The 25,944-nt window shown below is 61.4% G+C and carries 25 protein-coding genes; 11 read left to right on the top strand and 14 right to left on the bottom strand.

All coding sequences use genetic code 11. The features are described 5' to 3' along the window. Nucleotides 1-69 precede the first annotated feature (69 nt). Nucleotides 70-624, top strand: a complete 555-nt coding sequence (locus PSEUDOMOFG3G_RS01845) for a tetratricopeptide repeat protein (protein ID WP_047229510.1) — start codon at nucleotides 70-72, stop codon at nucleotides 622-624. A gap of 140 nt (nucleotides 625-764) precedes the next feature. Here the strand turns inward: PSEUDOMOFG3G_RS01845 and PSEUDOMOFG3G_RS01840 are convergent, their stop codons facing one another. Next, complete coding sequence (locus PSEUDOMOFG3G_RS01840; RefSeq protein ID WP_016773045.1) at nucleotides 765-1,094, bottom strand: DUF1820 family protein; 330 nt, start codon at nucleotides 1,092-1,094, stop codon at nucleotides 765-767. Nucleotides 1,095-1,227: 133 nt separating this feature from the next. Here PSEUDOMOFG3G_RS01840 and miaB point away from each other — a divergent pair, with 133 nt between their 5' ends. The 5 genes from miaB (at nucleotide 1,228) to lnt (ending at nucleotide 6,664) form a co-directional block, all read left to right on the top strand. Beyond that, a complete protein-coding gene (miaB, locus tag PSEUDOMOFG3G_RS01835) occupies nucleotides 1,228-2,556 on the top strand; it encodes a tRNA (N6-isopentenyl adenosine(37)-C2)-methylthiotransferase MiaB (protein WP_171061310.1) in 1,329 nt (442 codons plus the stop codon). 215 nt (nucleotides 2,557-2,771) lie between these two features. Beyond that, complete coding sequence (locus PSEUDOMOFG3G_RS01830) at nucleotides 2,772-3,782, top strand: PhoH family protein (protein WP_047229508.1); 1,011 nt, start codon at nucleotides 2,772-2,774, stop codon at nucleotides 3,780-3,782. Beyond that, entirely contained in the window at nucleotides 3,775-4,233 is a 459-nt protein-coding gene (gene ybeY / locus PSEUDOMOFG3G_RS01825) for an rRNA maturation RNase YbeY (RefSeq protein WP_139049088.1), read from the top strand. Before PSEUDOMOFG3G_RS01830 ends, ybeY begins: the two co-directional genes overlap by 8 nt. A 40-nt stretch (nucleotides 4,234-4,273) precedes the next feature. Next, nucleotides 4,274-5,113, top strand: coding sequence for an HlyC/CorC family transporter (locus PSEUDOMOFG3G_RS01820; protein WP_025215634.1), 840 nt, complete (start codon nucleotides 4,274-4,276; stop codon nucleotides 5,111-5,113). A 27-nt stretch (nucleotides 5,114-5,140) separates the two neighbouring features. Further along, nucleotides 5,141-6,664 carry an apolipoprotein N-acyltransferase gene (gene lnt / locus PSEUDOMOFG3G_RS01815; RefSeq protein WP_139049087.1) on the top strand — a complete coding sequence of 508 codons (1,524 nt, stop codon included), beginning with the start codon at nucleotides 5,141-5,143 and terminating at the stop codon, nucleotides 6,662-6,664. 141 nt (nucleotides 6,665-6,805) lie between these two features. Here lnt and PSEUDOMOFG3G_RS01810 read toward each other — a convergent pair whose 3' ends face one another. Both PSEUDOMOFG3G_RS01810 and PSEUDOMOFG3G_RS01805 read right to left on the bottom strand, forming a co-directional pair. Next, nucleotides 6,806-7,567 carry a YdcF family protein gene (locus PSEUDOMOFG3G_RS01810; protein ID WP_139049086.1) on the bottom strand — a complete coding sequence of 254 codons (762 nt, stop codon included), beginning with the start codon at nucleotides 7,565-7,567 and terminating at the stop codon, nucleotides 6,806-6,808. A gap of 103 nt (nucleotides 7,568-7,670) precedes the next feature. Continuing rightward, nucleotides 7,671-7,991: a hypothetical protein gene (locus PSEUDOMOFG3G_RS01805; RefSeq protein ID WP_047229504.1), complete on the bottom strand. Its 321-nt coding sequence runs from the start codon at nucleotides 7,989-7,991 to the stop codon at nucleotides 7,671-7,673. Between the two features lie 293 nt (nucleotides 7,992-8,284). On the opposite strand from PSEUDOMOFG3G_RS01805, the gene leuS reads away from it, so the two are divergent. The 5 genes from leuS (at nucleotide 8,285) to PSEUDOMOFG3G_RS01780 (ending at nucleotide 14,503) form a co-directional block, all read left to right on the top strand. Beyond that, entirely contained in the window at nucleotides 8,285-10,891 is a 2,607-nt protein-coding gene (gene leuS / locus PSEUDOMOFG3G_RS01800) for a leucine--tRNA ligase (RefSeq protein WP_092459435.1), read from the top strand. 88 nt (nucleotides 10,892-10,979) lie between these two features. Then, nucleotides 10,980-11,585, top strand: a complete 606-nt coding sequence (lptE, locus tag PSEUDOMOFG3G_RS01795) for an LPS assembly lipoprotein LptE (protein WP_047229502.1) — start codon at nucleotides 10,980-10,982, stop codon at nucleotides 11,583-11,585. 39 nt (nucleotides 11,586-11,624) lie between these two features. Beyond that, on the top strand, nucleotides 11,625-12,662 hold the full coding sequence (gene holA / locus PSEUDOMOFG3G_RS01790) for a DNA polymerase III subunit delta (protein ID WP_139049085.1): 1,038 nt from the start codon (nucleotides 11,625-11,627) through the stop codon (nucleotides 12,660-12,662). Between the two features lie 280 nt (nucleotides 12,663-12,942). Next, nucleotides 12,943-13,107, top strand: a complete 165-nt coding sequence (arfA, locus tag PSEUDOMOFG3G_RS01785) for an alternative ribosome rescue factor ArfA (RefSeq protein WP_047229500.1) — start codon at nucleotides 12,943-12,945, stop codon at nucleotides 13,105-13,107. 73 nt (nucleotides 13,108-13,180) lie between these two features. Continuing rightward, on the top strand, nucleotides 13,181-14,503 hold the full coding sequence (locus tag PSEUDOMOFG3G_RS01780; protein ID WP_139049084.1) for a lytic murein transglycosylase: 1,323 nt from the start codon (nucleotides 13,181-13,183) through the stop codon (nucleotides 14,501-14,503). A gap of 130 nt (nucleotides 14,504-14,633) precedes the next feature. On the opposite strand, the gene PSEUDOMOFG3G_RS01775 is transcribed toward PSEUDOMOFG3G_RS01780, so the two are convergent. The 11 genes from PSEUDOMOFG3G_RS01775 to rsfS all read right to left on the bottom strand — a co-directional run bounded on the left by PSEUDOMOFG3G_RS01775 (nucleotide 14,634) and on the right by rsfS (nucleotide 25,877). Then, on the bottom strand, nucleotides 14,634-15,572 hold the full coding sequence (locus PSEUDOMOFG3G_RS01775) for an LD-carboxypeptidase (RefSeq protein ID WP_139049083.1): 939 nt from the start codon (nucleotides 15,570-15,572) through the stop codon (nucleotides 14,634-14,636). Between the two features lie 882 nt (nucleotides 15,573-16,454). Then, a complete protein-coding gene (gene lipA / locus PSEUDOMOFG3G_RS01770) occupies nucleotides 16,455-17,477 on the bottom strand; it encodes a lipoyl synthase (RefSeq protein ID WP_047229497.1) in 1,023 nt (340 codons plus the stop codon). A gap of 1 nt (nucleotide 17,478) precedes the next feature. Then, nucleotides 17,479-18,126, bottom strand: a complete 648-nt coding sequence (lipB, locus tag PSEUDOMOFG3G_RS01765) for a lipoyl(octanoyl) transferase LipB (RefSeq protein WP_107321818.1) — start codon at nucleotides 18,124-18,126, stop codon at nucleotides 17,479-17,481. Further along, nucleotides 18,126-18,401, bottom strand: a complete 276-nt coding sequence (locus tag PSEUDOMOFG3G_RS01760; RefSeq protein ID WP_047229495.1) for a DUF493 domain-containing protein — start codon at nucleotides 18,399-18,401, stop codon at nucleotides 18,126-18,128. Before PSEUDOMOFG3G_RS01760 ends, lipB begins: the two co-directional genes overlap by 1 nt. Nucleotides 18,402-18,482: 81 nt before the next feature. Further along, on the bottom strand, nucleotides 18,483-19,640 hold the full coding sequence (locus PSEUDOMOFG3G_RS01755; RefSeq protein WP_107321817.1) for a D-alanyl-D-alanine carboxypeptidase family protein: 1,158 nt from the start codon (nucleotides 19,638-19,640) through the stop codon (nucleotides 18,483-18,485). Nucleotides 19,641-19,811: 171 nt separating this feature from the next. Then, nucleotides 19,812-20,837 (bottom strand): septal ring lytic transglycosylase RlpA family protein, encoded by a 1,026-nt coding sequence (locus PSEUDOMOFG3G_RS01750; protein WP_107321816.1) that lies wholly within the window; start codon nucleotides 20,835-20,837, stop codon nucleotides 19,812-19,814. After that, on the bottom strand, nucleotides 20,837-21,847 hold the full coding sequence (gene mltB / locus PSEUDOMOFG3G_RS01745; protein WP_047229492.1) for a lytic murein transglycosylase B: 1,011 nt from the start codon (nucleotides 21,845-21,847) through the stop codon (nucleotides 20,837-20,839). Before mltB ends, PSEUDOMOFG3G_RS01750 begins: the two co-directional genes overlap by 1 nt. 17 nt (nucleotides 21,848-21,864) lie before the next feature. Beyond that, nucleotides 21,865-22,968, bottom strand: coding sequence for a rod shape-determining protein RodA (gene rodA / locus PSEUDOMOFG3G_RS01740; protein WP_047229517.1), 1,104 nt, complete (start codon nucleotides 22,966-22,968; stop codon nucleotides 21,865-21,867). A gap of 31 nt (nucleotides 22,969-22,999) precedes the next feature. After that, the gene (gene mrdA, locus PSEUDOMOFG3G_RS01735; protein WP_047229491.1) at nucleotides 23,000-24,895 is read right to left on the bottom strand and encodes a penicillin-binding protein 2; all 1,896 of its coding nucleotides are present in this window, start codon (nucleotides 24,893-24,895) and stop codon (nucleotides 23,000-23,002) included. A gap of 10 nt (nucleotides 24,896-24,905) precedes the next feature. Beyond that, nucleotides 24,906-25,373: a 23S rRNA (pseudouridine(1915)-N(3))-methyltransferase RlmH gene (gene rlmH / locus PSEUDOMOFG3G_RS01730; RefSeq protein WP_047229490.1), complete on the bottom strand. Its 468-nt coding sequence runs from the start codon at nucleotides 25,371-25,373 to the stop codon at nucleotides 24,906-24,908. Nucleotides 25,374-25,382: 9 nt separating this feature from the next. After that, nucleotides 25,383-25,877, bottom strand: coding sequence for a ribosome silencing factor (gene rsfS / locus PSEUDOMOFG3G_RS01725; RefSeq protein ID WP_014340379.1), 495 nt, complete (start codon nucleotides 25,875-25,877; stop codon nucleotides 25,383-25,385). Nucleotides 25,878-25,944 lie beyond the last annotated feature (67 nt).

The following is a 25,944-nucleotide window of genomic DNA, read 5'->3' as shown; positions in this document are numbered from 1 at the left end:
TATTTCATAATGCGCGCTTATTGGATCCCCCGGAGGGTCCGCGTGCCCCTCAGAGGTAAGTCGATTCCCATGAACCGCACCGGCCGCACCCTTGCCCTGGGCTGCCTGTTGCTCCTTCAGCCGCTGCTGGCGAACGCACAAGCAGGCGGCAACTCGTTGTTGATCCCGGCGATGGGCCGTTGCACGCTCAACACCCAGCCACAAGATCTCGCACCGGCACTCGACGCCTGTCAAAAAGCGGCGGACGCGGGCGATGCACAAGCGCAATACGAGTTGGGCGAGTTCTACTACGACGGCAAGGCTGCGCCGCGCGACCTCAAACTGGCCCTCAGCTACTTCGAAAAAGCCTCACTGCAAGGCCATGCCCAGGCGCAATACAAGCTGGGCGGCATGTTCTTCCATGGCGAAGGCGTGCCGGCCAATAACGTGCAGGCCTACATTGTCTTGAAGATGGCGGCGGTCAATGGCGCCGAAGAAGCCCTGGACACCGCCGACGAAGTCGCCGAACAGATGCCCCGCGACGAACTGGAAGTCGCGACACAGGTGCTGGGGCAGATCTTCCGCAAATACCTGATGGAATTGCAGAACGCCGACGGGCGCACGCCCTTCTCGCCACTGCCCTGAATCCACCACGGCCTTGAGAGCCTAATCGCGAGCAGGCTCGCTCCCACAGTTAATCCCGGGTGTTCACAAATAATGTGCACACAGAAGATCCAGTGTGGGAGCGAGCCCGCTCGCGATTGGGGGCAACTCAGTCTTGGCGCTTACTTCTCAGGCATCGGCATCGGAAACGGCATGACATTGCCGACCGCGCCGCGGGCTTCGCTGATTTTCGGGGTGCCCAGGCGCTCGACCTCGTCGATACGCACGATCGAATGCATCGGCACGAAGCTGCGCACCACACCTTCGAACTGCGCCTTGAGCTTTTCTTCGCTCGGATCGACGACCATTTGCGTGCGCTCGCCAAAGACGAATTCTTCGACTTCCAGGAAGCCCCACAGATCACTTTGATAGATCTGCTTGGCGTACATTTCGAACACCTGGCCCTGGTTGAGGAAAATCACCTTGTAGATTGGAGCTTCACGTTTGGTCATGGCAGGCGAAATACATCGGCGGGTAAAAATGAGGGCGCGAACTATAGCATAGCCACTGCTCGCGCAGCGGTAGGAACCGGGTGACTTGTTCCCTATAATGCGCGGTTCTTTGAATCACGTGATGACTCCGTCCATGGCCAAGAAGCTTTACATCGAAACCCACGGTTGCCAGATGAACGAGTACGACAGCTCGCGCATGGTCGATCTGCTGGGTGAACACCAGGCCCTGGAAGTCACCGCCCGTGCCGAAGACGCCGACGTGATCCTGCTCAACACCTGCTCCATCCGCGAGCGCGCCCAGGACCGGGTGTACTCCCAGCTCGGTCGCTGGCGTGAACTGAAACTGGCCAACCCGGAAATGGTCATCGCCGTGGGCGGTTGCGTGGCCAGCCAGGAAGGCGCTGCCATTCGTGACCGCGCACCCTACGTGGACGTGGTCTTCGGCCCGCAGACCCTGCACCGCCTGCCCGAAATGATCGACGCCGCGCGCAGCACCAAGCTGCCGCAGGTCGACGTTTCGTTCCCGGAAATCGAAAAATTCGACCACCTGCCCGAACCGCGCATCGACGGCCCAAGCGCCTACGTGTCAGTGATGGAAGGTTGCAGCAAGTACTGCACGTTCTGCGTGGTGCCCTATACCCGTGGCGAAGAAGTCAGCCGGCCGTTCGACGACGTGATTGCCGAAATCATCCACCTGGCGGAACACGGCGTGCGGGAAGTGACGCTGCTGGGGCAGAACGTCAACGGTTATCGCGGCCTGACCCACGATGGGCGCCTGGCGGACCTCGCCGAGCTGATCCGCGTGGTGGCGGCCGTGGAGGGCATCGACCGCATCCGCTACACCACCTCGCACCCACTGGAGTTCTCCGACAGCCTGATCCAGGCCCATGCCGAAGTGCCTGAACTGGTCAAGCATCTGCACCTGCCGGTGCAATCGGGCTCCGACCGGATCCTGGCGGCCATGAAGCGCAACCACACGGCGCTGGAGTACAAATCCAAGCTGCGCAAACTGCGGGCGGCGGTGCCGGGAATCTGCATCAGTTCGGACTTTATCGTGGGTTTCCCCGGCGAAACCGAGAAAGATTTCCAGCAGACCATGAAGCTGATCGAAGACGTGGGTTTCGATTTTTCCTATTCCTTCGTCTACAGCCAGCGTCCCGGCACTCCGGCCGCCGATTTGGCGGACGAGACACCAGAAGAGGTGAAAAAAGAACGACTCAACGCCTTGCAACATCGCTTGAACCAGCAAGGTTTCGAGATCAGCCGACAGATGGTCGGCTCCGTCCAGCGGATTCTGGTGACCGATTACTCGAAAAAAGACCCGGGCGAATTGCAAGGGCGGACCGAAAACAACCGCATCGTCAACTTCCGCTGCGACACTCCGGCCCTGATCGGCCAGTTCGCCGACGTCCACATCGATGCCGCGCAACCGCACTCGTTGCGCGGTTCGTTGGTCCAGTGACCCCGCACTTCCTGTGGGAGCGAGCTTGCTCGCGATAGCGGCATGACAGTCAATACTTATGTTGAATGTGAAGCCCCCATCGCGAGCAAGCTCGCTCCCACAGTGGTCGTGCCATGCCCTGTGATCAGATTCGCCTCTTTAAGAGCTTTCGCACCCAGCCTACTGGCGTTATCCTTGATTTCATCTTAATTGCCCCAGGGCGGCTAAAAACGACCTTGAACGCACCCATCGAACCACATCGTTTCATTCTCGAGCCCTTTGAGGCTCGCCGCTTCGCCAATCTGTGCGGGCAATTCGACGAGCATCTGCGCTTGATCGAACAGCGCCTGGCCATCGAGATCCGCAACCGCGGAAACCAGTTCGAACTGATCGGCGAACCCAAGCACACCTCCTCCGCGGAAAACCTGCTGCGCCGCCTCTATAGGGAAACCAAGGGAAGCGAGTTGTCGCCGGACACCGTCCACCTGTTCCTGCAGGAGTCGGCACTCGAAGAACTCGAGAACCACGCTCCGTCGGAACCTGCCGTGGCCTTGCGCACGAAAAAAGGCATGATTCGCCCTCGCGGCTTGAATCAGCAGCGCTACGTGAAGGAAATCCTGGGCAACGACATCAACTTCGGCATCGGTCCGGCCGGTACCGGCAAGACCTATCTGGCCGTGGCCTGCGCCGTCGATGCGCTGGAACGCGAACAGGTGCGCCGTATCCTGCTGGTGCGTCCGGCGGTTGAAGCGGGGGAAAAACTCGGTTTCCTGCCCGGCGACCTCGCCCAGAAAATCGACCCGTACTTGCGTCCGCTGTATGACGCACTGTACGAAATGCTCGGCTTCGAATACGTCGCCAAGCTGATCGAACGCCAGGTCATCGAGGTCGCACCGCTGGCCTATATGCGTGGCCGTACGCTGAACAACAGCTTCATCATCCTCGACGAAAGCCAGAACACCACGGTCGAGCAGATGAAAATGTTCCTGACCCGGATCGGCTTCGGCTCCACCGCAGTGATCACCGGGGACATCACCCAGGTCGACCTGCCCCGTGGCACCAAATCCGGGCTGAACCATGTGATCCAGGTGCTCAAGGACGTGCCGGGCATCAGTTTCACGCATTTTATGCCCAAGGACGTCGTGCGCCATCCATTGGTGCAGCGCATCGTCGAAGCCTACGAGCGCTTCGAGAATCATCAGGATGAGCTGGCGACCGCTGAGAAGGGCAATCGCCACGATGCTTGAACTTGACCTGCAACTGGCCAGCGAACGCCCCGCTCCCAGCGAGGCTCAGTTACGCCAATGGTGCGAGCTGGCCCTGCGCCAGCGCAGCGCCGACTCGGAATTGACCATTCGCCTGGTGGACGAGCCCGAAGGCCGCGAGTTGAACCACACCTGGCGGCAGAAAGACTACGCCACCAATGTGTTGTCGTTCCCCGCCGACGTGCCCGACGAACTGCTCGACATTCCGCTGCTGGGCGATCTTGTGATCTGCATCCCGGTGGTGGAGCGCGAAGCTGCCGAACAAGGCAAGACCGCTGAGGCCCACTGGGCCCATCTGGTGATTCACGGCTGCTTGCATCTATTGGGTTACGACCATATAGAAGAAGACGAAGCCGAGGAAATGGAATCGCTGGAACGAACGTTGCTTGCAGAGCTGGGTCACCCCGACCCCTACGCCGGCGACGAACACTGATACATCAACCTGTAACGACAAAGGATTCAGAGTAATCGCTATGAGCGAAGATCGATCGAGCAACGGGCAGAAGTCATGGCTGGGCAAGCTCACCCAGGCTTTTGCCCATGAGCCGAAAAACCGCCAGGAGCTGCTGGAGCTGCTGCGCGATGCACACCAGAATAAACTGCTGGACAGCGAAGCGCTGGCCATCGTCGAAGGCGCCATCCAGGTCGCTGACCTGCAAGTGCGGGACATCATGGTCCCCCGTTCGCAGATGGTCAGCATCAAGGCGACCCAGACACCTCGCGAATTCCTGCCCGCCGTGGTCGATTCCGCTCACTCGCGCTACCCGGTAGTCGGCGAGAGCCATGACGACGTCATGGGCGTGCTGCTGGCCAAGGATCTGCTGCCGCTGATCCTTCAGGAGAACGGCGACAGTTTCAACATCAAGGACTTGCTGCGCCCGGCCACCTTCGTGCCCGAGTCCAAGCGCTTGAACGTGCTGCTGCGTGAATTCCGCGCCAATCACAACCACATGGCCATCGTCATCGACGAATACGGCGGCGTGGCCGGACTGGTCACCATCGAAGACGTGCTCGAGCAGATCGTCGGCGACATCGAAGACGAGCACGACGTCGAGGAAGACAGCTACATCAAGCCGCTGCCCAGCGGCGACTTCCTGATCAAGGCCCTGACGCCGATCGAGAACTTCAACGAGTTTTTCGACAGTCAATTCTCCGACGATGAGTTCGACACCGTCGGCGGCCTGGTGATGAGTGCTTTCGGGCACCTGCCCAAGCGCAATGAAACCACGGAAATCGGCTCCTGGCGCTTTCGCATCCTGAACGCCGACAGCCGTCGGATTCACTTGCTGCGCCTGTCACCCATTGCCCGATAAACCCTGCGAGACCCGCTAAGGACACACATGCGCTGGACAACCCGCCCCGGCTGGCCCGGTAACCTGCTGGCCATGGCGGCTGGCGCGATCACCACCCTGGCCCTGGCGCCGTTCGACATCTGGCCGCTGGCACTGCTGGCGGTCGGGCTGTTCTATGCCGGTCTGCGCGAGCTTTCACCGCGCCAGGCCCTCGGCCGTGGCTGGTGCTTCGGTTTCGGCCTGTTTGGCGCCGGCACCAGCTGGATCTACGTCAGCATTCACAACTTCGGCGGCGCCTCGGTGCTGCTCGCCGGTTTCTTGATGCTGCTGTTCATCGCCGCCATTGCCTGGTTTTTCGCCCTGCCCGCCTGGCTCTGGGCCCGATGGTTGCGGCGTAACGAAGCCCCGCTGGCCGACGCCTTGGCCTTCGCCGCCCTGTGGCTGGGCCAGGAAGCCTTTCGCGGCTGGTTCCTCACCGGGTTTCCGTGGCTGTATTCCGGTTACAGCCAACTTGACGGCCCCTTGGCCGGCCTCGCGCCGCTGGGCGGGATGTGGCTGATTTCCTTCACCCTGGCCCTGACCGCCGCGCTGCTGTACAACGCGCCACGGTTGATCCGCGCCGGGCGCAAAGGCTTTATCGCAGCGGGCGTGGTCCTGCTGATCGGCCCGTGGGTCGCCGGCATGGCGCTCAAAGACCATGCCTGGACCAGCCCTTCGGGTGATCCGCTGAGCGTCGCGGCGATCCAGGGCAACATCGAACAAAGCATGAAGTGGGACCCCGAGCAGCTCAACGCGCAACTGGCGTTGTACCGCGACATGAGTTTTGCCTCCAAACGGGTCGACCTGCTGATCTGGCCGGAAACAGCTGTGCCGGTGCTCAAGGAATCTGCCCAGGGCTATCTGGACATGATGGGCACCTTCGCCGCCGAGCGAAATTCGGCGCTGATTACCGGCGTTCCGATTCGCCAACTGGTGCACCAGCAGAAGCGTTACTTCAACGGCATCACCGTGACCGGTGAAGGTGACGGCACTTATCTGAAGCAAAAACTGGTGCCATTTGGCGAATATGTGCCGTTGCAGGACATTCTGCGGGGGTTGATCGCGTTCTTCGATCTCCCCATGTCGGACTTTGCCCGGGGCCCGGCCGACCAGTCTTTGCTGCAAGCCAAGGGTTACCAGATCGCGCCGTTCATCTGCTATGAAGTGGTCTACCCGGAGTTCGCCGCTGGCCTCTCGGCGCGCAGCGACCTGCTGCTGACCATCAGCAACGACACCTGGTTCGGCACCTCGATCGGCCCGCTGCAACACCTGCAAATGGCGCAGATGCGCGCCCTGGAAGCCGGTCGCTGGATGATCCGCTCCACCAACAACGGCGTCACCGGCCTGATCAACCCCTTCGGCCAGATCACCGTACAGATCCCGCAATTCGAGCGTGGCGTGCTGTACGGCGAAGTGGTGCCGATGCACGGGCTGACGCCCTACCTGCAATGGCGCTCGTGGCCGCTGATCATCGTGTGCGTGTTGCTGCTGGGCTGGGCGTTGATGGCGGGACGGATGGCCAAGACGGTTTAAGGTTGCTCGTTCCCACGCTCCGCGTGGGAATGCAGCCCGTGACGCTCCGCGTCATTGGTGGCCGACGCCAGCCCGCCTTGGAACGCAGAGCGTCCCTTGAGGCGTGCCCACGCAGGAGCGTGGGAACGATCCGGGAACACTTCAACGATAAAACAACCTATACCCCACCTGCCCCACCGCCTCGTTCATCAACTGCCCCGATTGCCAGATCGACTTGAACTCCGGCATCCAGCCGCCCAGCGGGCGGGCATTGTCCTGCCCCAGAAAGCCCACCGGTGCAGGAACCACTTCAAACCCCGAGCGCTCGAAACTCCAGACTGCCCGTGGCATGTGCGACGCATGGGTCACCACCACGACTCGTCTGATGCCCTGCGGCAGCAACATCTCGGCGCTCATCTGGGCGTTTTCCCAGGTCGTGCGACTGCGCCCTTCCTGCCAGCGCACGGTGACACCAAAATCATCGAGCATCGAATCGGCCATCAATTTCGCTTCACTCGGCGGGGAGCCATAGTGCAAGCCGCCGCTGGTCAGCACCGGCAATCCCGATGCCTTGGCCAGTCGCGCCGCATACCGCTGGCGCTCCAGACCGATGCCGGTGGGCTGGTCGGTACCCCAGGCCAGGTCACCGCGATCGCGGCCCGAACCAAGCACCACGATGGCATCGGCACGTTGCGCCAGCGTCACCCATTCGCTGCGAGGCAGCGGTGGCTCGCGCTCCAGCGCCTTGGCGCTCCATTGCACCACCACAGGCAAACTCATCAGCCAGAAACCGCCCACCCCTGCAATGAAACACAGGCGAGCCAGGCGCGGCCGGGAGTTGCGCCACCACCAGGCAAGCACCAACAACAGCAAAAGAATGCCGGGCGGCAATAAAAGTTGTTTGATGAAATAGCGAAACGGCATCGGGCATCTCCATAGATGCCCGAAGCCTAGGTGGGTTGACGCAAAGCGACAACAGATTCGAAATAACCTTGAACCAAAAAAAGCGACAAGCGTGAATCCGGCTTTACTTGAACTGCAGTGACCGGACTTTTACAGCATCCCTGGTGGGCGTCCGATCCTTGAGCCATACAACCTTGGCCGAACGGGGCGTATCGAGGCGCTTGAGTAGCTGAGCCCCACTTGTGGGGGCTTGATGCCCGACCTGCTCAAGGTAAGCCTTGACCAGCTCGAACTCTGCGGGGGTCAAGCCACGCAGTTCCAGCTCTGCCGGGCGTTCATCGCGCAAGCGACCGGCGGTTCTTGCAGCGTCCAGGGCCACCCCGAGACGATCGATCAGTTTTTCGTACAACTCAGGTGTAGTTACTTTACGTTGTGATTCAACCATCCCTCACCTCATTGAAGATAAGACTCACTCCCCATTGAGAAGCTTAGCTTCGCTGGGCAAACCGGCAGGGCGCCGCGACCAACGGCCCTGAACAGCGGCCGTCACCGGGTATCGACAATGCCCCGGCACGCAATCAGGGTTTCCCTCGGCAGAGCACGGTCATGTATGCTACGGCGCTTCCTGTAACTCCACTTCCAGCTCGGCTGGGCATCGAAAACGCCGCATCAGGCGTCGTCTGCGTCCAGCATGGCAACGAAGAGGATTGGGCCACCCCATTCAGTACAAAAGTAGCCATGCACGAACACTATCAGCCCCGTGAAATCGAAGCCGCCGCCCAGTCGTTCTGGGACGAGCAAAAGTCCTTTGAAGTCAGTGAACAGCCAGGCAAGGAGACTTACTACTGCCTGTCGATGTTCCCTTACCCCAGCGGCAAGCTACACATGGGGCATGTGCGCAACTACACCATCGGCGATGTGATCTCCCGCTACCAGCGCATGCAAGGCAAGAATGTCCTGCAACCCATGGGTTGGGACGCTTTCGGCATGCCGGCGGAAAACGCCGCGATGAAGAACAACGTGGCCCCCGCCAAGTGGACCTACGAAAACATCGCCTACATGAAGACCCAGCTGCGCAGCCTGGGCCTGGCGGTGGACTGGTCCCGCGAGGTCACCACCTGCAAGCCTGATTACTACCGCTGGGAACAATGGCTGTTCACCCGCCTGTTCGAAAAAGGTGTGATCTACCGCAAGAACGGCACCGTGAACTGGGACCCGGTGGACCAGACCGTACTGGCCAACGAGCAGGTGATCGACGGTCGCGGCTGGCGCTCCGGCGCGCTGATCGAAAAGCGCGAAATCCCGATGTACTACTTCAAGATCACCGCCTACGCGGATGAACTGCTGGAGAGTCTCGACGAGCTGACCGGCTGGCCTGAACAGGTCAAGACCATGCAGCGCAACTGGATCGGCAAGTCCCGGGGCATGGAAGTGCAGTTCCCCTACGACGTCGCCTCCATTGGCGAAGCGGGCAATCTGAAAGTCTTCACCACCCGTCCGGATACCCTGATGGGCGCCACCTATGTCGCCGTGGCCGCCGAGCATCCGCTGGCGACCCTGGCCGCCCGCAACAACCCCGAGCTGCAGGCGTTCATTGCCGAATGCAAAGGTGGCAGCGTCGCTGAAGCCGATGTCGCCACTCAAGAGAAGAAAGGCCTGCCGACCTCGCTGTTCGTCGAGCATCCGCTCACCGGCGAAAAACTCCCGGTGTGGGTCGCCAACTATGTGCTGATGCACTACGGCGACGGCGCCGTCATGGCTGTTCCGGCCCACGACGAGCGCGATTTCGAATTCGCCCACAAGTACAACCTGCCGATCAAGGCTGTGGTGCGTACCAGCGCCGGTGACCAGACCCCGGCGCCATGGCAGGACGCTTATGGCGAACACGGCGAACTGATCAACTCCGGCGAGTTTGACGGCCTGGACTTCCCCGGCGCGTTCGACGCCATCGAAGTGGCCCTGATCAAGAAAAACCTCGGTGCCTCCCGCACCCAGTTCCGCCTGCGGGACTGGGGCATCAGCCGCCAGCGCTACTGGGGCTGCCCGATTCCGATCGTGCACTGCGATACTTGCGGTGACGTACCGGTACCGGAAGATCAACTGCCCGTGGTCCTGCCCGAAGACGTGGTACCCGACGGCGCCGGCTCGCCCCTGGCGCGCATGCCCGAGTTCTACGAGTGCAGTTGCCCGAAATGCGGCGCGCCGGCCCGGCGTGAAACCGACACCATGGACACGTTCGTCGAGTCCTCGTGGTACTACGCCCGCTACGCCTCACCGCACTATGAAGGCGGCCTGGTGGAAAAATCCGCGGCTGACCACTGGTTGCCGGTGGATCAGTACATCGGCGGCATCGAACACGCCATTCTCCACCTGCTCTACGCGCGCTTCTTCCACAAGCTGATGCGTGACGAAGGCCTGGTGAGCTCCAACGAGCCGTTCAAGAACCTGCTGACCCAAGGCATGGTGATCGCCGAGACTTACTATCGTCGCGAAGCCAACGGTGCCTACACCTGGTACAACCCGGCCGACGTCGAACTCGAACGCGACAGCAAAGCCAAGGTCATCAGCGCCAAACTGATCGCCGACGGCCTGCCGGTGGAAATCGGCGGCACCGAGAAGATGGCCAAGTCGAAGAACAACGGCGTCGACCCGCAGTCGATGATCGACCAGTTCGGCGCCGACACCTGCCGCCTGTTCATGATGTTCGCCTCGCCACCCGACATGAGCGCGGAATGGTCCGACTCCGGCGTCGAAGGTTCGCACCGCTTCCTCAAGCGCGTCTGGCGTCTGGCTCAAGCCCACGTCACTCAGGGCCTGCCGGGCAAACTGGACGTCGCCGGCCTGAACGACGAGCAGAAAGCCGTTCGCCGTTCGATCCACCTGGCCATCAAGCAGGCCAGCCATGACGTCGGCCAGAACCACAAATTCAACACCGCCATCGCCCAGGTGATGACGCTGATGAATGTCCTGGAAAAAGCCGCGCAAGGCACCGAACAGGATCGCGCACTGGTTCACGAAGGTCTGGAAGCCGTGACGCTGCTGCTGGCTCCGATCACGCCGCACATCAGCCACGAGCTGTGGAACCGCCTGGGCCACGCTGACCCGGTGATTGACGCCGGCTGGCCGGTAGTGGACGAAACCGCGCTGGTGCAGGACAGCCTGACCCTGGTCATCCAGGTCAACGGCAAGCTGCGCGGCCAGATCGAAATGCCAGCCGCCGCCACTCGCGAAGAAATCGAAGCCGCCGCACGGGCCAATGAAAACGTGTTGCGCTTCGTCGATGGCCTGACGATCCGCAAAGTGATCGTCGTGCCCGGCAAACTGGTCAACATCGTCGCAAGCTAATTGGATCGGGCGCCGGCTTGGGCCGGGCGCCGAATATAACCTGCGGGGCCGCACTGTCGAGCCATAGGGTTTCAAGGGGAGCAACAAGATGATCAAACGTAATCTGCTGGTAATGGGCCTGGCGGTCCTGTTGAGCGCCTGTGGCTTCCAGCTGCGCGGCACCGGCACCACCGAGCTGGCCATCACGGAGCTGGACCTCAGCGCCCGGGACGCTTATGGCGAGACCGTGAAGATGCTGCGCGACTCACTGGAAAACAGCGGCGTGAAGGTCTACAACGGCGCGCCGTACAAACTGGTGCTGACCAGTGAACAGCAAAGCCAGCGCAGCCTGAGTTACGCCGGTGCCGGTCGCTCGGCCGAGTACGAACTCAACAACGTCCTGAGCTATGAGATCCGCGGCCAGAACAATCTGGTGCTGCTGGACGACAAACTGCAAGTGCAGAAGGTCTACCTGCACGATGGCAACAACATCACCGGTTCCGACCAGGAGTCGAGCGAAGTCCGTGTCGAAATGCGTCGTGACCTCGTGCAACGCATGATGCTGCGCCTGCAACAACTGAGCCCAGCCCAACTGGACCAGTTGCAGCAGACCGCCGACGCCCGCGCCAAGGCAGAAGCCGAAGCACTGGAAGCGGCACGCAAGGCTGAGGCGGAAACCCCGCAACAGTCGCCGATGCAAATCCCGTCTGAATAAGCCTTGCGGGGCGCTCCGGCGCCCCGCTCGCCTTCTCTTATGAAGCTCGCTCCCGCCCAACTCGGCAAACACCTGCAAGGCGCCCTCGCGCCGGTCTACATCATCAGTGGCGATGATCCGCTGCTGTGCCAGGAAGCCGCCGACGCCATTCGCTCTGCCGCCCGTCAGCAAGGCTTCGACGAACGCCAGGTGTTCGCCGCCGACGCCAGTTTCGACTGGGGCACGCTGTTGCAGGCTGGGGCGAGCATGTCGCTGTTCGCGGAAAAACGCCTGCTGGAACTGCGCTTGCCATCCGGCAAACCCGGTGACAAGGGCGCCGCTGCGCTGATCGAATATTGCTCACGGCCGGCTGAAGACACGGTGTTGCTCATCAGCCTGCCAAAACTCGACGGCAGCGCGCAAAAAACCAAATGGGGCAAGGCCCTGGTCGAAGGTCAGCAGACCCAGTTCGTACAGATCTGGCCGGTGGACGTCAGCCAGTTGCCCAGCTGGATCCGCCAGCGCCTGTCCCAGGCCGGCCTGTCGGCCAGCCAGGATGCGGTGGAACTGATCGCCGCCCGGGTCGAAGGCAACCTGCTGGCCGCCGCTCAGGAAATCGAAAAACTCAAGCTGATGGCCGAGGGTGGGCAGATCACCGTAGAAACGGTACAGGCCGCCGTGGCCGACAGTGCGCGTTTCGATGTGTTCGGGCTGACCGATGCGATCCTCAACGGTGAAGCCGCCCACGCCCTGCGCATGCTCGAGGGCTTGCGGGGCGAAGGCGTCGAGCCTCCGGTGATCCTCTGGGCCCTTGCCCGGGAGTTGCGCCTGCTGGCCAACCTCTCATTGCAATACAGCCAGGGTGTACCGTTGGACAAGGCTTTCAGCCAAGCCCGTCCGCCGGTGTGGGACAAACGCAAGCCGCTGATGAGCAAGGCCCTGCAACGCTATTCGGCACCGCGCTGGGCGCAACTGCTGCTCGAAGCCCAGCGCATCGATGCGCAGATCAAAGGTCAGGCGGCGGGGTCGCCATGGATGAGCCTGAGCCGCTTGTCGCTTTTGATGGCTGGGCAGCGGTTGGCCTTACCTGCCGAGTAAGCCATTTCTTCCGACCCACAGAGCTTTTTGTGGGGAGGATGTTTTCTGTGGCAAAGATGCTTTTGTGGCGAGGGAGCTTGCTCCCGCTGGGGCGCGTAGCGGCCCTGTTTTTTGGGGCTGCTGCGCAGCCCAGCGGGAGCAAGCTCCCTCGCCACAAAAGCTCTCCAGCCACAATTCCCCTCGCCATCCTTGAAATTTCCTACGCAAAGCAGGGACTGGACAGCCTCCCAACTCTGCCCCATGATTTGCTTCGCAAAACCACCCCACGAGAGATCCCATCATGAGCAAAAAGCCATCCAAGCATGGCCCCAACAAGGCCAAATCCATCATCGCCCAGCCCCTGTTCCGCAGCCGCCAGGAACGACCCGCCAAGGGCAAAGGCAGCTACCGCCGCGAAGCCTTCCAGTCTGACAACTGGGAGGCTTCTTGCTTTGTGGCGGCTTGAAACACCCGGACCAGCCCTATTCTCCTTTGCGCATGATAAGGTCAGCATCTGATTTGTTTATCTGGACCCGTGCATGCCCTTTTGTCTTTCCCGTCGTTGGCCCCTGCGCCAATTGATTGCAGCCACAAGCGTCGTTCTGCTTGTCGCCTGCGCAGAAAAACCTACCGCCGCCGACGCCCAACCGCTCAAGACCGTCCCTGCCGTGCCTGCTCCAGCCATCGTGCCGCCCGTGGTCCCGACCGGTGATAACCTGGTCATCGCCCCCACGCAAACTTTCGCCGAATGGCAAGCCGGGTTTCGCAAGCAAGCCCTGGCCGCGGGAATCCGTGCCGACCTGTTTGATCGCGCCTTTATCGGCGTCAGCCCGGACATGAGCGTCATCAAAGCCGACCGCAGCCAGCCGGAGTTCAGCCGTCCGGTGTGGGAATACCTCGATGGAGCCTTGTCGCCGCTGCGAGTACGCCGGGGCCAGACACTGGTCCAACAGCATGCCGACATCCTGCAAAGCATCGAGCAGCGCTATGGCGTCGACCGCCAGGCCCTGGTGGCGGTGTGGGGCATGGAAAGCAACTTCGGTCAGTTCCAGGGCACCAAGTCGGTGATCAACTCCCTGGCGACCCTGGCCTATGAAGGGAGACGCCCGGGGTTTGCCCATGCGCAGCTGATCGCCGCACTGCAGATCCTGCAAGACGGCGACATCGCTCCGGAAAAAATGCTCGGTTCCTGGGCCGGAGCCATGGGCCAGACCCAGTTCATTCCCACCACGTACAACACCCACGCGGTGGATTTCGATGGTGACGGCCGCCGCGATATCTGGGGCAGCGCCACCGACGCCCTGGCCTCGACCGCGCACTACCTGCAAAGCTCTGGCTGGCAGCGCGGACAGCCGTGGGGCTTCGAGGTAAAGCTCAAAGAAGGGTTCGACTACCCGCTGGCCGACGGCGCGATCCGCAAACCCGTCTCCGAATGGCTGCAACTGGGCGTCAGCCTGCCCAACGGCAGCCAGGTCCCGGCCGGCGCCGAACACTTGTCGGCAGCCCTGCTACTGCCGGCCGGCTATCGCGGGCCGGCTTTCCTGGTGCTCGACAACTTCCGCGCCATCCTCAAGTACAACAATTCCTCGTCGTACGCCTTGGCGGTGAGTTTGCTGTCAGAGCGCTTCGCCGGCGCGGGGCTGATCAGCGGGCAATGGCCAAAGGACGATCTGCCCTTGAGCCGTAGCGAGCGCTTCGAACTGCAAACCTTGCTGGGCAAACACAACTTCGACGCAGGCACGCCCGACGGCATCATCGGCGCCAACACCCGCAAAGCCATACGCAGCGCCCAGCAGTCGTTCGGCTGGCCCGCGGATGGGTATCCGACGCACAAGCTGCTGGAAGGGTTGCGTAACCGCTGATTTGCCTTATGGCGGCTACCGCCATCGCGAGCAAGCTCGCTCCCACAGTTGACCGCGTTCTTTCAGAGAAACGCGGGGCCAATGTGGGAGCGAGCTTGCTCGCGATGACTGACCATCAGGCAACAAAAATCTAACCCCTGACCACCACATCCTGCTCCAGCACCAACCTCTTCTCCCCCGCATCCAGCGTCACCAACGCGCCCATGGGCAACGTCAGGTTCGGGTCGCAATGCCCACTGCGCCAGCCTGACAACACCGGGATACCAAACGGCTCGAAGGTCTGCTGGAACAGTTTGTTCAACGCCTCAAGGTCCACCCCGGCGACATCCCCCAGCAACACACCCCGCAGCTTTGCCAGCGTGCCAGCCAGCCGTAACTGGGTCAGCAGACGGTCGATGCGGTAAAGCGGCTCGTTGATGTCTTCCACCAACAGGATCACGCCTTCGGCGTCGATTTCGTAGGGCGTGCCCATGGTCGCGGCAATCATCGACAGATTGCCCCCCAGCAAACGCCCGCAGGCGATGCCGGGTGCGACGGTAGTCAATGGATAAGCTGCGGGATGGCTCAGCACACTGCCGGCCTTCAACTGCCCACGCAACAGGCTGAAAAAAGAAGTGACGGTGGAGGGTTCCTTGTCGCCGAGAAGATCGGCGTTGAGCAACGGGCCATGAAAGGTGACAAACCCTGCATAGCGGCTGATGGCCAGGTGCAAGGCGGTGATGTCGCTGTAGCCGACGAAGGGCTTGGCGTTGCGCCGCAACAGGTCGAAATCGATGCGATCCAGCAAACGCGGGGTGCCGTAGCCGCCACGCAGGCAAATGATCGCTTTTACTTCTGGGTCGGCGAAGGCGGCATGCAGGTCGTTGAGGCGTACTTCGTCGCTGCCGGCCAGGTAGCCGTCCTTTTCGTACACACCTGGGAATATACGCAGCTCATGGCCCCGGGCGCGCATCCATTGGATGGCTTTGTCCGTTTCCAGGTTTGCTGGACCGGCGGGGGCGATCACGGCGATCAGGCCTTCGGTCGGGAGTGCTGGGACGGGGTGATGTGGGTTTAGGGTGGGTTCCATGGGTTTCCCGGTCTTTTTGATCGTGTGTATATCCGTTGCTGCGGTAACGGCTACTTATGGTTCCGCTCTTACAGCGGGTCACTTTCGAAAAGCGCGAAAGTAACCAAAGCGCTTCTGCCCCACCACTCGGCACCTCGCTTAGGCTCGGTGTGCCCGAACGAAGGCATTGCTCCGTGGGCCCGCCGCGAAGGGCCATCCATGGCCCAGCGCGGCTATCCCGGCATCCATGCCGGGATGCCCACTGCGCAATACCTGCGTTCGGCCAGCGTGGTTTAACGGGGCGTCAAGATCAAGATCAAGATCCAAAGCAAAGCAAGAGCTGGGCATGTCCAGCATCTATGTGGCTGAGCCACCGCTATCGCGAGCAAGCTCGCTCCCACATTGGATCTTCAGCGAATACAGAATTCATGTGCACCTAGCCCCCTGTGGGAGCGAGCTTGCTCGCGATGAGGTCCGCACATCCAACATCACCGCAGACTGACCCACCGCTTTCGCGAGCAAACCCGCTCCCACAGGGGAAACGCGATACCCCCAAACCAGGCCGGCTGTCAGGCCGCCTCGCGGTGGACGTTGATCTGGGGCGCCCCGTTAACCACGCTGGCTGAACGCAGGCATTGGTTCGTGGGTAACCCGGCATGGATGCCGGGTTAGCCGCGCTGGGCCATGGATGGCCCTTCGCGGCGGGCCCACGAACCAATGCCGGAGTGAAGGCATGCCGAGCCTAGGCGAGGCACCGAGTGGTGGGGCAAGAGCGTTTTGGTTACTTTTGACTGGGCCGGCTTCCGGGCTCTTCAAAAGTGACCCGCCGTAAGGGCGGAACCACAAGTAGCCGTTACCGCAGCAACGGATATACACACCGCCCCAAAAAACAACGCTAGAAAATCAAGACCCGAGCAACTCAGCCTTAACCAACTTCGCCTGCTCATCCGCATGATACGAAGACCGCACCAACGGCCCGGAAGCAACGTTCTTGAAGCCCATCTTGTACCCTTCCTCAGCAAACCAGGCAAAGGTATCCGGGTGCACAAAACGCTGCACCGGCAGGTGACTACGCGAAGGCTGCAGATACTGACCCAAGGTCAGCATGTCGATGTCATGCTCACGCATGCGCTTCATCACTTCGATGACTTCTTCGTCAGTTTCCCCCAGGCCCAGCATCAAGCCGGATTTGGTCGGAATGTGCGGCATCATCTGCTTGAAGCGTTGCAGCAAGGTCAGCGACCACTGGTAGTCCGAACCCGGACGCGCAGCTTTGTACAGGCGCGGTACGGTTTCCAGGTTGTGGTTGAAGACATCCGGCGGCTCGGCGGCGGTGATTTGCAGTGCGATGTCCATGCGACCGCGATAGTCCGGCACCAACGTCTCAAGCTGCACGTTCGGTGACAGCTTGCGGATTTCGCGGATGCAGTCGGCAAAGTGCTGGGCACCGCCGTCACGCAGGTCGTCGCGGTCCACCGAGGTGATGACCACGTATTTGAGTTTGAGGTCGGCAATGGCGATGGCCAGGCTTTCGGGTTCGTTCACGTCCAATGGCTTCGGCCGACCATGGCCGACGTCACAGAACGGGCAGCGACGGGTGCAGATGTCGCCCATGATCATGAACGTAGCGGTGCCGCCGGAGAAGCATTCCCCCAGGTTCGGGCAGGACGCTTCTTCACAGACGCTGTGCAGTTTGTGTTTGCGCAGCAGCGCCTTGATGCGGTCGACTTCCGGCGAAACCGGGATGCGCACGCGGATCCAGTCGGGTTTCTTCGGCAGTTCGGTGGTTGGGATGATTTTGACCGGGATGCGTGCAACTTTCTCGGCGCCGCGCAGCTTTACGCCGGCCTCGACCTTGGCACGCGGGGCCGGACGCTCGGTAACATCCAGCGTCGGGATCATGGTTTGCACAGCATCAGTAGTCATATCAGTCGATTCCGCCCGTGAGGGTCGTCTGCTCAGCGTAGTCGAGGTGTTTGACGAGCTGCGCGCGCAGCCGGGCACTTACCTCGGCAAATTCAATCGATCCTGTGTGATCGCACAGCTGGGTCATCGCCAGCCCCGCATAGCCACAGGGATTAATCCGTCGAAACGGCTCCATGTCCATGTCCACGTTCAACGCCAGGCCATGAAACGAACAACCATGGCGGATGCGCAAACCCAGAGAGGCAATTTTCGCCCCGTCGACGTAGACACCCGGAGCATCCGGCTTGGCCGCTGCTGTCACGCCGTAGCTGGCCAGCAGTTCGATCAGGCAGGTCTCCATGCGGGTGACCAGCTCGCGTACGCCGAACCCCAGCTTGCGTACGTCCAGCAACAGATAGGCCACCAATTGACCGGGGCCATGGTAGGTCACCTGGCCACCGCGGTCGGTCTTCACCACCGGGATATTCCCCGGCAGCAACAGGTGTTCGGCTTTGCCGGCCTGGCCCTGGGTGAACACCGGCGGGTGTTGCACCAGCCAGACTTCGTCACCGGCGGTGGTGCCGCGGTCGTTGGTGAAGCGTTGCATGGCATGCCAGACCGGCTCGTAAGCCATCTGGCCCAGCTCGCGAAAGCCCAGCGTGCCCGGCATCACAACACCATGTGCACGAACCCGGTCGCTCGCAACTCGCTGTTGATGTCGTACAGCTGTTCCTGACCGGTGGCAATGATGTGCAACTGAATCGTCGTGTACTTGCCGTTGGTACTCTGGCGTTCGGCCAGGGTCTTGTGATCAACGGTGGCGTGTTTTTCAAGAATCGCGATGATCTTGTCCTTGAATCCCACACCGGTGTCGCCAATTACCTTGATCGGATAATCCTCGCAAGGGAACTCGATCTTTGGCGCCTTTACTTCTGAGTCTGTCATGGCGTAACGGCCTCGTAAGCCGTGGTAACGCACATGGCCCCGCACCGGAAAGGAACGGGGCCATGCAGGTCAACACTTCAATCAGTTGAACAAGCCGTAGAAGAATAGACGGATGCTATCCCAGATGCGGCGGAAGATACCACCTTCCTCGACCGCGTCCAGAGCGATCAGGTCAGCGCTGTGCACCACTTTGTCGTCCAGCTTGACTTCCACCTTGCCGATCACGTCGCCCTTGGCGATTGGCGCGATCATTTGCGGATTCATGGTCATGGTCGCGACCAGCTTTTTGAGCTGGCCTTTTGGCAGGGTCATGGTCAGGTCCTGGGCCAGGCCGGCCTTCACCTGATTGGTGGTGCCTTTCCACACCTGGGCCTGGGCCAGTTCAGTGCCCTTCTGGTAGAAGGTCTGGGTTTCGAAGAAGCGGAAACCGTAGGTCAGAAGCTTCTGGGTTTCAGCGGCACGGGACACTTCGCTGTTGGTGCCGAAAACGACGGCGATCAGGCGCATGCCGTCACGAACGGCCGAAGACACCATGCAATAGCCGGCTTCTTCGGTGTGGCCGGTCTTCAGGCCATCGACGGTCTTGTCGCGCCACAACAGCAGGTTGCGGTTAGGCTGCTTGATGTTGTTCCAGAAGAATTCCTTCTGGGAGTAGATGGCGTAGTGCGCCGGGTCTTCGTGAATGATCGCTCGCGCCAGAATCGCCATGTCGTGAGCCGAAGAGTAGTGCTCCGGGTTCGGCAAGCCGGTCGGGTTCATGAAGTGGCTGTTGGTCAGACCCAGGTCGCTGGCAGTCTTGTTCATCATGTCGGCGAACGCATCTTCGCTGCCGGCGATGTGCTCGGCCAGGGCGACGCTGGCGTCGTTGCCGGACTGGATGATGATGCCGTGCAGCAGGTCGCTGACGGTCACTTGCGAACCGACCTTGATGAACATCCGCGAACCGCCGGTGCGCCAGGCATTTTCGCTGACGGTCACCGGATCGTTTTCACCGATCTGGCCACGACGGATTTCCAAGGTGGCGATGTAGGCGGTCATCAGTTTGGTCAGGCTGGCCGGTGGCAGGCGCTGGTCACCATTGTTCTCCACCAGGACCTCGCCGCTGCTGGCATCCATGAGCACAAAGGATTTGGCGGCCAGTTGAGGGGGCGCGGGCATCATCTCGACCGCGAACGCGGCAGGTGAGAGCAGCAGCGGGACTAGCAGGCAAAGGCGTTTGGCAAAGGTGGTGATGTTCATCCGTCTCTCGAAATCGCTAATGGAAACTGCCCGAAGGGCAATACTAAACAGGCCACCTTCTAACGGGTCGCCGCGTATTTAAGTTGCTCACTCACATCCCTTGCCGGGCTTTTGTTATTCGTAGAGCCAACAACCTGGCCCGCTCCAACCGCTAGCGGACCTTCAATCAAATCATTCCGCGCTGACCACGCTCGGCGAACCGAGATTGGCCAGGCGTACACTGTTCTGCACCTGCTGGACTTCATCCGGAGAACCGATCGGCCCCAGGCGCACCCGATGCAGCGTCTGCTGGTTGCGCACGATGGAGCTGATGAACACCGGCGCGCTGACCATCGAGCTGAGCTTGGATCTCAACAGTTCGGCAGCGTCCGGGTTGGCGAACGCGCCGACTTGCAGATACTGGCCAGACGCTGTTGCAGAAGCGTTTTTTTTTGCGTCGAGCGGCACGGGCACCACGGCGGCGGCATGTTGCTGCGGCGGCGGGGACCATTGCTCGACCGTACCGGTGGAAGCCGTCACGGTCGGCGCGGCATTTTGCGCCACTTTTGGCTCGTTGAGCATCAAAGGCGCCGGACGGCCTCGTTGGGCCCACCATTCCTGCGGATCGATGCCTTCGACCTTGACCCGCGCGGTGCCGGTTTCAGCGTAACCGAGTTTTTTCGCCGCCGCATACGACAGGTCGATGATGCGGTCGGAATAGAACGGCCCGCGGTCATTGACCCGCAGGATCACGGCCTTGTTGTTGTCCAGGTTGGTCACCCGCACATAACTGGGCAGCGGCAAGGTCTTGTGGGCCGCGCTCATGCCATACAGGTCATAAACCTCGCCATTGGCGGTGTTCTGGCCGTGGAACTTGGTGCCATACCAGGACGCCGTGCCCGAAGCGACGTAACGCTTGGATTCGGCCATCGGGAAATACGTCTTGCCCAGCACCGTGTACGGATTGGCCTTGTACGGGCCGGTGTGCAGGGTTGGCGTGGCGTCGGGAATGCGCGAAACATCCACGTCCCACCACGGCGCGCCGTCCTTGTGGGCCCGGTTGATGTCCAGGCCTGGCGTAGCGCGCACAGCAGTAGAGGTTTTCTGGGCCGGCGGGCGACTGGTGGAGCAACTGACGACCAGCAACGACAGTGCAGCCAGCGCTACCAGCTTCAGGGGTCCGGCTTTCAGGGGTTGATAGGTAGGCAATGCCTGCATTATTTGACGCCCCGTGCTTTGACCAGCTCTTCAGACAGCTGATGCACGGCCATGGCGTACATCACACTGCGGTTATAACGCGTAATCGCGTAGAAATTCTTCAGGCCCATCCAGTACTCAGGGCCTTGTTCGCCTTCCAGGCGAATCGCGGTGACTGGCATGTCGTCACGCAGCGCATCATGACTCGACCACCCCAGCGCCCGCAACTCCCCGACGGTCTTCGTCGGCTCGATGCCTGTGGTCAGGCCTTCGTCTACCTGGTCGCCACGCACGTCTGCACGGCTGACCACCGGCTCGCCAGGCTCCCAGCCGTGGCGCTTGAAGTAGCTGGCAACACTGCCGATAGCATCGGTCGGGTTGGTCCAGATATTGATGTGGCCATCGCCGTCGAAGTCCACCGCATAGGCGCGGAAACTGCTGGGCATGAACTGCGGCAAGCCCATGGCTCCGGCATAGGAGCCCTTGAGGGTCAACGGATCGACCTGTTCCTCACGAGCCAGCAGCAGGAACTCGCGCAGCTCCTTGCGGAAGAACTCGGCGCGCGGCGGATAATCGAAGCCCAGGGTCGACAGCGCATCGACCACCCGGAAATTCCCGGTATTACGACCAAAAAACGTCTCGACACCAATAATAGACACGATGACCTGAGCCGGCACGCCATACTCCTGCTCGGCGCGAGCCAGCACGGCCTCGTGCTGGCGCCAGAAGTCCACGCCCCGGGCGATGCGCGCCTCGGAGATGAACATCGGCCGATACTCGCTCCACTGCTTGACCCGCTCGGCGGGCCGGGAGATCGCGTCGAGAATCGACTGCTTGCGCTGGGCCTCGCGGAACACCCCCATCAGCTGTTCACCGGCAAAACCGTAGTCGCGGGTCATTTCACCGACGAATTCGGCCACTTGCGGCGAGCCTTCATATTCGCCGGCCAGGGCGTGCGACGCACCGCCCAGGAGGCCGAACAGGCCGACCCACGGCGCAAATCGCGTCGACCAGCCACGCATTGCTTGCATTGAACTCTTCACCTTATTCAAACCTGCGCGATCCACTTGCGATGGGTATGGATCGACATCAAAACCCCAAACGCTGACAGTAGCGTCACCAGCGAAGTTCCTCCGTAGCTAATGAATGGCAACGGCACCCCCACGACCGGCAACAGGCCACTGACCATACCGATATTGACGAAAACATAAACAAAAAACGTCATGGTCAGGCTGCCCGCGAGCAATTTGCCGAACAATGTCTGGGCCTGGGCGGTAATCACCAGGCCACGGCCGATCAACAACAGGTAGATCAGCAGCAGCACGCAAATACCCACCAGACCGAACTCTTCGCCCAACACGGCGATGATGAAGTCGGTGTGGCTTTCCGGCAGAAAGTCCAGGTGCGACTGGGTACCCAGCAACCACCCTTTGCCGAACACACCGCCGGAGCCGATGGCGGCCTTGGACTGGATGATGTTCCAGCCGGTGCCCAGCGGATCGCTCTCCGGGTCGAGGAACGTCAGGACCCGCTGCTTCTGGTAGTCGTGCATCACGAAGTACCACATGGCCACGGACACCGGCACGGCGGCAGCGATCACGCTGAGGATCCAGCGCCAGCGCAACCCGCCCATGAACAGCACGAAGGCGCCGCCGGCCAGGATCAGCAACGAGGTGCCGAGATCGGGCTGGCGCACGATCAGGATAAACGGGACCCCAATCAGCAGCAGGCTGATGCCCACATGCTTGAGCTGTGGCGGCAAGGTGCGCTTGGACAAATACCAGGCGATGGTCGCCGGCATGATGATTTTCAGGAACTCGGAAGGCTGGAAGCGGATCACCCCGGGGATGTTGATCCAGCGTGTCGCCCCCATGGCGTTGTGGCCCATGATGTCCACGATCACCAACAAGACCACGCCGCCCACATAGGCCAGTGGCACCCAGCGCGCCATGAACCGAGGCTCCAGTTGGGCGATAAAGATCATCGACACCAGGCCGATGCCGAATGAAGTGGCCTGCTTGGCCAGCAGGTCCCAATTCTTGCCGCTGGCCGAATACAGCACGAACAGGCTGCCGGCGGCCAGTGTCAGCAACAGGATCAACAACGGACCGTCGATGTGCATGCGCTGCAACAGAGTGGCGCGACGACGCATCACATCTTCGCTGGAGAGGATCCGGTCGAAATTATTCTTCACGGGCCGTAGCCTCCGCAGTGATGGGGCTTGCGTATTCGGGCTTGAGCTGGCCGTGTTCATCCAGCAGCCAGGCGTCCATGATCTGGCGCACCACCGGCGCGGCAACGCCGGAGCCGGACTCGCCGTTCTCGACCATCACCGACACGACGATCTTCGGGTTTTCGGCCGGTGCGAAACCAACGAACAAGGCGTGGTCGCGGTGGCGCTCCTGAACCTTGGAACGGTCGTACTTTTCGCCCTGCTTGATCGCGACCACCTGGGCCGTACCACTCTTGCCGGCAATCCGGTATTGCGCGCCGATGGCAGCCTTGCGCGCGGTGCCCCGGGCGCCGTGCATCACCTGCTGCATGCCGATATTGACCTTCTGCCAGTCCGACGGATTACGCAGGATGATGTCCGGCACCGGGTTGGGGTCCACGGGCTTCTGGCCTTCGATGGTCTTGGCCAGATGCGGGCGATACCACTTGCCTTTGCTCGCCACCAGGGCTGTGGCCTGGGCCAGTTGCAGCGGCGTCGCCTGCATGTAGCCCTGGCCGATCCCCAGGATCAGCGTCTCACCCGGGAACCACGGCTGGCGGCGGGTCGCCCGCTTCCACTCGCGGGATGGCATCAGGCCCGGCGACTCTTCGAACATGTCCAGGGACACTTTCTGACCGAGACCGAACTTGCCCATGTAGGACGCCAGCCGGTCGATCCCCAGCTTGTGGGCCAGGTCATAGAAGTAGGTGTCGTTGGACCGCATGATCGCCGTTTCCAGATCCACGTACCCGTCGCCGGAGCGATTCCAGTTGCGGTACTTGTGGTCGTAGTTCGGCAGTTGGTAATAACCGGGGTCGTAGACCCGGCTGGAAGCGGTGATCACACCCGCGTCCAGCCCGGCAATCGCTACTGCCGGCTTGATGGTCGAGCCTGGCGGATAGAGGCCGCGCAACACGCGGTTGAACAGTGGCCGATCAATGGAATCGCGCAACTCGGCATAGGCCTTGAAACTGATGCCAGTGACGAACAGGTTCGGGTCGAAACTCGGCTGGCTGACCATCGCCAGGACCTCGCCGGTGTTCGGGTCCAGCGCCACGACAGCGCCGCGCCGGCCGCCCAACGCCGCTTCGGCGGCTTCCTGCAATTTGATGTCCAGGCTCAGGACGATGTCCTTGCCGGGGATCGGGTCGGTGCGCTTGAGCACCCGCAACACGCGGCCACGGGCATTGGTCTCGACTTCCTCGTAGCCCACCTGGCCGTGCAGTTCGGCCTCGTAGAAGCGCTCGATGCCGGTCTTGCCGATGTGGTGGGTACCGCTGTAATTGACCGGGTCGAGGTTCTTGAGCTCTTTTTCGTTGATCCGCCCCATGTAGCCCACCGAATGGGCGAAGTGCGCACCCTGGGGGTAGTGACGCACTAACTGCGCCACCACCTCAACGCCCGGCAGGCGGAACTGGTTCACGGCGATCAGGGCGATCTGCTCTTCGGTCAGCTCGAACAGGATCGGCACCGGCTCGAACGGGCGCCGGCCCTGGCGCATGCGCTTCTCGAAAATCGCCCGGTCCTCGGGGGTCAGTTGCAGCACTTCGACGATCACGTCGAGCACCTTCTGCCAATCCCCGGACCGCTCACGGGTCATGCTCAGGCTGAAGCTGGGCCGGTTATCGGCCACCACCACGCCGTTGCGGTCGAAAATCAACCCGCGAGTCGGCGGAATCGGCTGCACATGCACGCGATTGTTTTCCGACAGGGTCGAGTGGTACTCGTACTGAATCACCTGGAGGAAATACAGGCGCGCGATCAGCACACCAATCAGCGCCACGACCGCAATTGCACCGAACACGACGCGACCACGCACCAGGCGGGCGTCTTTTTCGTGGTCCTTGATGCGGATCGGCTGAGGCATGAGGGCAGGATTACTTGTGGTAAGGGTGCCCGGACAGGACTGTCCAGGCACGATACAACTGTTCGCCGATCAGAATCCGCACCAGCGGGTGCGGCAACGTCAAAGGCGACAACGACCAGCGTTGATCGGCCCGGGCACAGACTTCCGGTGCCAACCCTTCCGGGCCACCCACCATGAAGTTGACCGTGCGCGCGTCCAGCCGCCAGCGATCGAGCTCGACCGCCAGTTGCTCGGTGCTCCAGGGCTTGCCATGCACTTCGAGCGTGACGATCCGCTCGTTCGGCCCGACCTTGGCCAACATGGCTTCGCCTTCCTGACGGATAAAGCGCGCCACATCGGCGTTCTTGCCGCGGGTGTTGAGCGGAATTTCCACCAGTTCCAGGGCCAGCTCGGAAGGAAGACGCTTGGCATATTCATGCCAGCCTTCTTCCACCCACTTGGGCATGCGGGAACCGACGGCGATCAGGCGCAGTCGCACAGCGATCCCTTATTGCTGGTCTTTGTTGAGCTTGGTGAAATGCTCATGGGTATTTTCCGGGCTGTGGTGCGCGGCGCTGGCCGAACGGCTTTGCTCGGCACCGGCCCACAGGCGCTCCAGGTCATAGAACTGGCGCGCCGAGGCGGTCATCATGTGCACGATGACGTCGTCCATATCCAGCAATACCCAGTCGCTGTCGCCCTTGCCTTCTTCACCCAGCGGCTTGACGCCCTGGGCCTTGACCGCTTCGCGAACCTTATCCAGCATCGCGCCGATCTGGCGGTTGGAGGTACCGGTGGCGATGATCATGTAGTCCGTGATGCTCTGCTTCTCGCGAACGTCGATCACCTGGATGTCCTGGGCCTTGACGTCTTCCAGGGCCGCCACGGCAACCTTGACCAGCTCTTCGCCTGCCAGTACCACGCCAGTATGGGCTTCTACGGGAAGCGGGGCGCTCTTGAATGTGCCCTTGCGCTTTACTTTGTTTACGTCTTTGTCAGTCATATAAAACTCGTTTTGCTCGTATGTTCGGGCGCTTCGCTACACGCATTCACGTGCCTTGAAGCGCGCC

Source organism: Pseudomonas sp. FG-3G (assembly GCF_901007645.1).
In the GTDB taxonomy this organism is placed as follows: Bacteria; Pseudomonadota; Gammaproteobacteria; order Pseudomonadales; family Pseudomonadaceae; genus Aquipseudomonas; species Aquipseudomonas rhizophila.
This window is presented reverse-complemented; position numbering and strand designations above follow the sequence as displayed.